At 72.9% G+C, this 8,050-nt stretch carries 5 protein-coding genes; 4 read left to right on the top strand and 1 reads right to left on the bottom strand.

The annotated features are described in order from the left end of the window. The first annotated feature begins 222 nt into the window (after nucleotides 1-222). The 3 genes from DEI84_RS15355 to DEI84_RS15345 are packed head-to-tail and all read left to right on the top strand — an operon-like array spanning nucleotide 223 to nucleotide 3,898. Complete coding sequence (locus DEI84_RS15355; protein ID WP_309146398.1) at nucleotides 223-1,281, top strand: ABC transporter permease; 1,059 nt, start codon at nucleotides 223-225, stop codon at nucleotides 1,279-1,281. Further along, a complete protein-coding gene (locus tag DEI84_RS15350) occupies nucleotides 1,278-2,234 on the top strand; it encodes an ABC transporter permease (protein WP_258371803.1) in 957 nt (318 codons plus the stop codon). Before DEI84_RS15355 ends, DEI84_RS15350 begins: the two co-directional genes overlap by 4 nt. Beyond that, a complete protein-coding gene (locus DEI84_RS15345) occupies nucleotides 2,231-3,898 on the top strand; it encodes an ABC transporter ATP-binding protein (protein ID WP_181420494.1) in 1,668 nt (555 codons plus the stop codon). The genes DEI84_RS15350 and DEI84_RS15345 overlap by 4 nt, the downstream gene beginning before the upstream one ends. Nucleotides 3,899-4,013: 115 nt before the next feature. On the opposite strand, the gene proP is transcribed toward DEI84_RS15345, so the two are convergent. Continuing rightward, the gene (proP, locus tag DEI84_RS15340) at nucleotides 4,014-5,600 is read right to left on the bottom strand and encodes a glycine betaine/L-proline transporter ProP (RefSeq protein ID WP_258371802.1); all 1,587 of its coding nucleotides are present in this window, start codon (nucleotides 5,598-5,600) and stop codon (nucleotides 4,014-4,016) included. Between the two features lie 217 nt (nucleotides 5,601-5,817). On the opposite strand from proP, the gene valS reads away from it, so the two are divergent. After that, nucleotides 5,818-8,050: valine--tRNA ligase (valS, locus tag DEI84_RS15335; RefSeq protein WP_110891515.1), on the top strand; the 2,233-nt coding region annotated here is incomplete at its 3' end.

The following is an 8,050-nucleotide window of genomic DNA, read 5'->3' as shown; positions in this document are numbered from 1 at the left end:
CTTCCTGTACCGCTCGGCCGTCCACGGCATCTCGACCACGTCGGTCTCGACGCCGTGGTTCGGCACGGCGTGGGTCGCGCGCTGATCTCCTTGCGTCGCATCTGGGCCCACGCCGCCGGTTCCCGGCGGACGCGCCAGCGGCCGACGGGCCGTGCCGGTGGGGAGAGGTCCGGTGCCCGTCCGGCACGCCAACCCGCCCGTGCGGGTTGGGTGCGCTGGACGGTGCGCCGCGTCCTCGGCGGCATCGGGGTGCTCTGGGCCGTCGCCACGATCGTGTTCGTCGCGATCCGTCTCATCCCGGGGGACCCCGCCCTCGCGATCCTCGGCGGGCCGGGGTCCCAGGCGTCGGCCGAGGCGGTGGCCCAGGTGCGGTCCGAGTACGGGCTCGACCAGCCCGTCCTCGTGCAGTACCTGGTGTTCCTCGGCCGTCTGGCGGCGGGGCAGCTCGGGGACTCGTACGCCTTCCGGACGCCGGTGTCGACGCTCCTCGCGCAGGAACTGCCCGTGACGCTGACCCTCGCGGTCGCCGGGCTCGGGGTCGCCTGGCTGCTGGCGGTCGTGGCCGCCTGGTGTTCCACGCAACGAGGTCGCACGGCGGCGCTGCTGACCACCGGCCTGGCCGTCACCGCCAGCGTGATGCCGCACTTCTGGCTCGGCAGCGTGCTCATCGTGGTGTTCGCCAGCTCCCTGGGGTGGGTGCCCGCCGTGAGCGACGGCACGCTGCGCGGCTGGGTCCTGCCCGTGCTCGTCGTCGCGGTGCCGGTCGCCGGGTACCTGGCCGAGACGATCCGCGACGGCGTGGTGGACGCGCAACGGTCCGCCTTCGCGCTGGCCGCAAGGGGTCGTGGGGAGTCCCGCGCCGGTCTGTTCGGTCGCCATCTGCTCCGGCACGCCGCACTCCCCGGGATCGCCCTGTCCGCCTGGGCCTTCGGGTCGCTCGTGTCCGGGGCCGTCGTCGTCGAGTCGGTGTTCGCGCTCCCCGGGATCGGCCGGGCGCTCGTGACCGCGGTGACGCAGCGGGACATGCCCCTCGTCGCGGGGATCGCGCTCGTGTCGGCGGCGGCGTACGTCGTCGTGTTGGCCGTCGCCGACCTCGTCGAGCGCGCGGTCGACCCGCGCGGCGGCCAGCCCACCGGTGAGCGGGGCGGCCCGTCGGCCGGCGCCCGCCGTGGTCAGCGGCGTCGGCCACCGGAGGTCGTCCTGGCACCGACCGCGGCGGCGCCGGTCACGGGCGGCGGGACAGACGGATCCGGGACGCCGGACGAGGCGGAGGCACGGTGAGCGGCATCCTCGACCCGGGCCTCCCGTGCGGCACCGAGCCGGTCGCTCCCGGACCCGGCACCGACCCCGACGGCAGGTCCGGCGGCACGCCGACCAGGCCGTCCGAGACGTCCGGGGCACGCGCCGGACGCCGGTCCGAGCGATTCCGTGGGGGGACGCTCGGGCCGGCAGGCACCATCGCGGCCGCCGTGGTGGCGGTCGCGGTGGTCGCCGCCCTGTGGCCGGCGCTGCTCGGCGGCGCGCACCCGCTGGCGGTCTCCCCGGCCGAGGCCCTCTTGCCACCAGGCCCGGGTCGTCCGTTCGGCACCGACGAGTCGGGCCGGGACGTCCTGGCGCGGGTGGTCGCCGGGACCCGGGCGTCGCTGCTGGTCGGCGTCGTCGCCACGCTCGTCGGCGGCGCGACCGGCGTGCTGCTCGGCGTCCTGGCCGGGCTCGGTGGACGGGTGGTCGACGCGGTCGTCGGTCGGGTGACCGAGGTCGCCTTCGCGCTGCCGCTGCTGCTCGTCGCGCTCGTCGTCATCGCGGTGACCGGCCCGGGTCCGGTGCCGGCCATGCTCGCCGTCGGGTTCGCGACCGCGCCGGGGTACGCCCGGATCGTGCGGGGGCTGGTCCGGACCGCGCGGGCGTCGCAGGTGGTCGAGACCGCCGTGCTCCTCGGCCGCTCCCCCGCCGCGATCGTGTTCCGCCACGTGCTGCCCGCCGCCCTCTGGCCGATCGTCGCCGTCGGCACGCTCGGCATCGGTCAGGCGGTGGTGTGGGCATCAGCCCTGAGCTACCTCGGCGTCGGGACACCGCCACCCGCGCCGGAGTGGGGCGCCATGCTCGCCGACGGCCGCACCTACCTGCAGACGGCCCCGTGGATGAGCACGTTCCCGGGCCTCGCGATCGTCGTCCTCGCGACAGCGGTGACGGTGCTCGGTCGGGCGCTCCGCCGACGTGGGGATGCTCGGTGAGCAGCGCCGGGACCGCCGAGCCCGTCCTCGACGTCGCGGGGCTCGCTGCCACCGTCGGGACGACGACGCTCGTCGAGGACGTCGACCTCCACGTCGCCCCGGGTGAGCTGGTCGCCCTGGTCGGCGCCTCCGGTTCCGGCAAGTCGGTCACCGTCCGGGCTGCGCTCGGGCTCTCCGCGGACGGCGTCCGCATCGGCGCGCGCCGGCTCGTGCTCGCCGGGCGCGATGTCCGCGCGTTGTCCGATCGGCGGTGGCGCGACGTCCGGGGACGCCTCGTCGGCTACGTCGGCCAGGAGGCCCTCGGCGCCCTGGACCCGCTCCGTCCCGTCGGGCGGGAGGTGGCCGACGCACTCCGGCTGCACACCGACCTGACCGCTCGCGAGCGTGTCGACGCCGTGAGAGCGGCGCTCGAGGCGGTCGGACTCGACCCCGCGCTCGCCACGGAGGGGCGCACAGCCGGGACACTGTCCGGCGGGATGCGGCAGCGTGCGCTCATCGCCGCGGCCACGATCGCGGACCCCGGGCTGCTCGTCGCCGACGAGCCGACGACCGCGCTCGACGCCGGCATCGCCCTCACCGTGATGGAGCAGCTCCGCGCGGCGCAGCTGCGCGGCACCGGGGTGCTCGTCGTGACGCACGACCTCGGGCTCGTCGCGGGGTGGGCCGACCGGGTCGTCGTGATGCACGGCGGACGGGTCGTCGAGGACGGGCGGACCGCGGACGTGCTCGGTTCACCCCGGCACGAGGCGACGCGCGCACTCGTCCGGGCGGCGCGGACGGCTGACGGCCCCCTGCGCGGCGGTCCGACCGCCGGCGTCCGCGGTGGCGACGTCCGGGCCGCAGGCGTCGTGATCGCCGATGCCGCAGCTGCCGGCCGTCCCGTCGAGACCCCCGTGCTCGCGGCGCATGCACTCCGCCGGACCTACGCCGGGGTCCCGGCGGTCCGCGAGGTGTCGCTCCGGGTCGACCGTGGTCGGGTGCTCGGCATCGTCGGGGCCTCGGGTTCCGGCAAGACGACCGTGGCGCGGATGCTCCTCGGGCTCGAGACGCCCGACGACGGCACGGTCGCCCTCGGCGGCGAGCCCTGGGCGCCGCTGCCCGAACGGGACCGCCGCCATCGTCGCTCGCGGATCGCCGCGGTCGTACAGGACCCCGGCGCGACGTTCGACGAACGGTGGGACGTCGACCGGGTCCTCGCGGACGCGCTCACCGGCGGCCGGGCTCGGCGCGCGACCGGACCCCTCGGCGACCGGGTGGCGACGGCGCTCCGGCAGGTCGGGCTCGACCCCGCGCTCCGGCGTCGCTCCCCGCGCACCCTGTCCGGCGGGCAGCGGCAGCGGCTCGCGATCGCCCGGGCCCTCGCGACCGAGCCCGAGGTGATGGTGCTCGACGAGCCCGTCACCGCCCTCGACGCGACCGTGCAGGACGCCGTGCTGACACTGCTCGAACGGCTCCGGGACGAGACCGGTGTCGCGATGGTGTTCGTGTCGCACGACCTCCGGGCCGTCCGGCGGCTGGCCGACGACGTGCTCGTCGTGCACGAGGGCGCCGTCGTCGAGTCCGGTCCCGCCGGCGTGCTCCTCGAGCAGCCCACGCATCCGGTCACCGTGCGACTCGTCCGTGCCGCCGAACGGCTCACCGCCGGCCCGACCGAGCCCGCCTGACCCGGGCTCCCGGAGCGGCCGGGACCGCCCCGACTCGTCAGGGGCAGAGGACGATCCGCGAGGGAGGCCCGCCCTGCGGACGCAGGACGGGCCTCCCGGCCGGGTGGTCGGCGGGTCAGGAACCGGCGGGTGCCTGCTCCTGGCGCGATCCCGGGGCGCTGCCGTCCTCAGGGACGACCGGGAACTGGCTCGTCGAGAAGTCCTTCGCCCAGTCGGACTGCGCGAGCTCCGAGGTCGGGTCGTCGTACTCCGCGATGACGTCGGCGACCTCGTCCTCGTGCGCGACCGTCGGGCCGGAGCCCATGAGCGGTGAGCTCGCGGTCTCCTTCGTGAAGTACACGGCGACCAGCCCGATCAGGGCGGCGAGCATGAGGTAGAAGGCCGGGATGTCCTCGGCCCAGCCGAAGCCGGCGTCCTTCGCCCCGGCGATGAGCGCCTGCGTCGCCAGCGGCGTCGTGCCACCGAAGAGGGAGACCGACACGTTGAACGCGATGGCCAGCGCGCCGTAGCGGATGATCGTCGGGAACAGCGCCGGGAGCGTCGACGGCATGGTCGACGTGAACGTCACGAGGACCAGACCGAGGATGAGCAAACCGGCGAAGACGCCGGGGCCGGTGCCGGTCTGCACGAGCTTCAGCGCCGGCCAGGACAGCAGGATGAACCCGATGCATCCCGCGGCGAGCACGGGGCGACGACCGAACCGGTCCGACAGCCGTCCGCCGAACGTGATGACGACCATCATGAGGATCATCACGATGACGATGAGGATGAGGCCGAACGTGGCGTTCTGCCCGAGGTTCGTCTCGAGGTAGGTCGGCATGTACGACAGGAGCATGTAGTCGGTCACGTTGAAGACCAGGACGAGGCCGATGCAGACGATGAGCGAGCGCCAGTTCTCGGCGAAGAGCTTGAGGAACGGGGTCTTCTGCGACTCGCGCTCGGCCGCCTGCTCCTGCTGCTTCTGGAACGCCGGGGTCTCCTCCAGCTTGAGCCGCAGGTACAGCCCGATGAGGCCGAGCGGTCCGGCCACGATGAACGGGATGCGCCAGCCCCAGCTCAGCAGGGCGTCCTCGGGCATCGCGTACTGCAGGACCGTGACGATCGAGGCGCCGAGCACGTAGCCGGCGAGCGTGCCGAACTCGAGCCACGAGCCCATGAAGCCGCGGCGCTTGTCGGGCGAGTACTCCGCGATGAACGTCGCGGCACCGCCGTACTCACCACCCGTCGAGAAGCCCTGCACGAACCGCGCGACGAGCAGCAGCACCGGCGCCCAGAAGCCGATCGTGTCGTAGGACGGGATCAGGCCGATCATGAGCGTGCCCGCGGCCATCAGGATCATCGTCAGCGCGAGGACCTTCTGCCGGCCGATCTTGTCGCCGATCGGGCCGAACACCGCGCCACCGATCGGGCGGACGATGAACGCGGCGGCGAAGAAGCCGAACGTGGCGACCAGGTTCGAGGTCGGGTCGCCCGCCGGCAGGAACACCTTCGAGATGGTGACGGTCAGGTAGGCGAAGATGCCGAAGTCGAACCACTCCATCGCGTTGCCGAGCGCCGCCGCGGCGACGGCACGCTTGAGCAGCGACTCCTCGACGACGGTGACGTCGTCCTCGGTGAGCTTCCGCCGGGCGCGCTTGGCGGCGCCCTTCGTCCGCAACGGGCGGTCCCCGTGCGGCTGCGTCGGTGTGTCGTTCGCTGGCAAGTCGTTCCTCCGGTGTGCTGTGCGTCCTTCGGGCGTCCGACGAGGCGGCGACACTGGCGACCTGCGAGCCGCGCTCGCCGGACAAACCCCGGAAGCCTACCAGTCGGGCTCGTGGCGACGGGGCGACCACTACGCTGGAGGGACCCTGTCGAGCGCGGGGACACTCAGGCACCTCATCACGGACTCGGTGCCGCACATACGAACGGAAGGCGCAGCCATGACCAAGCCCATGCCCGACAAGCCATCGGTGGACGGACTCGAGCAGGTCTGGGGACCGCAGTGGGAGCAGGACGGCACCTACCGGTTCGACCGCGCCGCCGCCGGTGACCGGTCCGCCGTCTACTCGATCGACACCCCGCCGCCGACCGCTTCGGGTTCGCTGCACATCGGGCACGTGTTCTCGTACACGCACACCGACCTCAAGGCCCGGTACGAGCGCATGCGCGGCAAGCACGTGTTCTACCCGATGGGCTGGGACGACAACGGGCTCCCCACCGAGCGTCGCGTGCAGAACTACTACGGCGTCCGGTGCGACCCGTCGCTCCCCTACGATCCCGACTTCACGCCGCCGTTCGAGGGCGGCGACGGCAAGTCGAGCAAGGCCGCCGACCAGCTGCCGATCTCGCGTCGCAACTTCATCGAGCTGTGCGACCAGCTGACCGTCCAGGACGAGCAGCAGTTCGAGGAGCTCTTCCGCACCCTCGGGCTCTCCGTCGACTGGACGCAGTCGTACCGCACGATCGACGCGACCTCGCGCGCCAGCGCCCAGCGCGCCTTCCTCCGCAACCTCGAGCGCGGCGAGGCCTACCAGGCCGACGCCCCGACCCTGTGGGACGTGACGTTCCGCACCGCGGTCGCCCAGGCGGAGCTCGAGGACAAGGAGATGCCGGGCGCGTACCACGGCCTCGCCTTCCACAAGTCCGACGGCAGCGGTGACGTCGTCATCCAGACCACCCGCCCCGAGCTCCTGCCGGCGTGTGTCGCCCTCGTCGCGCACCCGGACGACGAGCGGTTCCAGGACCTGTTCGGCACGACCGTCCGCTCCCCCCTGTTCGACGTCGAGGTCCCGGTGCTCGCGCACCACCTCGCGCAGAAGGACAAGGGCGCCGGCATCGCGATGATCTGCACGTTCGGCGACACCACCGACGTCGTGTGGTGGCGCGAGCTGCAGCTGCCGAACCGCTCCGTGATCGGGTTCGACGGCCGCATCCGCTCCGAGGAACCGGCGTGGATCGAGTCCGCCGAGGGCCGGGCGCTCTACGCCGAGATGGCCGGCAAGACGGTGTTCTCCGCCAAGAAGGTCGTCGTGGACGCCCTCACCGCGTCCGGCGAGCTCGTCGGCGACGTGAAGACGATCAACCACCCTGTCAAGTTCTTCGAGAAGGGCGACAAGCCGCTCGAGATCGTCTCCACCCGCCAGTGGTACATCGTCAACGGGGCCCGCGACGAGCAGCTCAAGGCGACCCTGCTCGAACGGGGGAACCAGATCGCGTTCCACCCCGACTTCATGAAGGTCCGGTACGAGAACTGGGTCGGTGGCCTGTCCGGCGACTGGCTCATCTCGCGCCAGCGTTTCTTCGGCGTGCCGATCCCGGTCTGGTACCCGCTCGACGCCGACGGCAACCCGGTCTTCGACCAGCCGATCGTCCCGACCGAGGCGCAGCTGCCCGTGGACCCGTCGTCCGACCCGGCTCCCGGGTACGACGAGTCGCAGCGCGGTGTCGCCGGCGGCTTCCAGGGCGAGCTCGACGTGATGGACACCTGGGCGACCTCGTCCCTCACCCCGCAGCTCGCCGGCAAGTGGGAGACCGACCCCGAGCTCTACGGCCTGGTGTACCCGTACGACGTCCGCCCGCAGGCGCAGGACATCATCCGGACCTGGCTGTTCACGACCGTGCTCCGCAGCCAGCTCGAGGCCGACGTGGTTCCGTGGACGAACGCCTCGATCTCCGGCTTCATCGTCGACCCCGACCGCAAGAAGATGTCGAAGTCGAAGGGCAACGTCGTCACGCCGCTGTCGATCCTCGAGCAGCACGGGGCGGACGCGGTCCGGTACTGGGCGGCCTCGTCGAAGCTCGGGACCGATGCCGCCTTCGACCCGCAGAACCCGAAGCAGATCAAGGTCGGCCGTCGTCTCGCGATCAAGGTGCTCAACGCGGCGAAGTTCGTCTACGGCTTCGAGCTGCCCACCGGCGCCCACCGGGTGACGGAGGCGCTCGACGTCGACATGCTCGCCGCACTCGGCACCGTCGTCGACCAGGCGACGGCCGCGTTCGACGCGTACGACCACGCCCGTGTGCTCGAGATCACCGAGCGGTTCTTCTGGACCTTCTGCGACGACTACCTCGAGCTCGTCAAGGAGCGTGCCTACGGCACCGCTGCGGACGCGACCCACGAGACCCAGGCGAGCGCGGTGCTCGCGCTCCGGGGCGCGATCGACGTCCTGCTCC

This window comes from Curtobacterium sp. MCBD17_023, assembly GCF_003224415.1.
Lineage (GTDB): Bacteria > Actinomycetota > Actinomycetes > Actinomycetales > Microbacteriaceae > Curtobacterium.
Note: the sequence above shows the minus strand (reverse complement) of the source record. Positions and strands in the feature narration are given on the sequence as shown.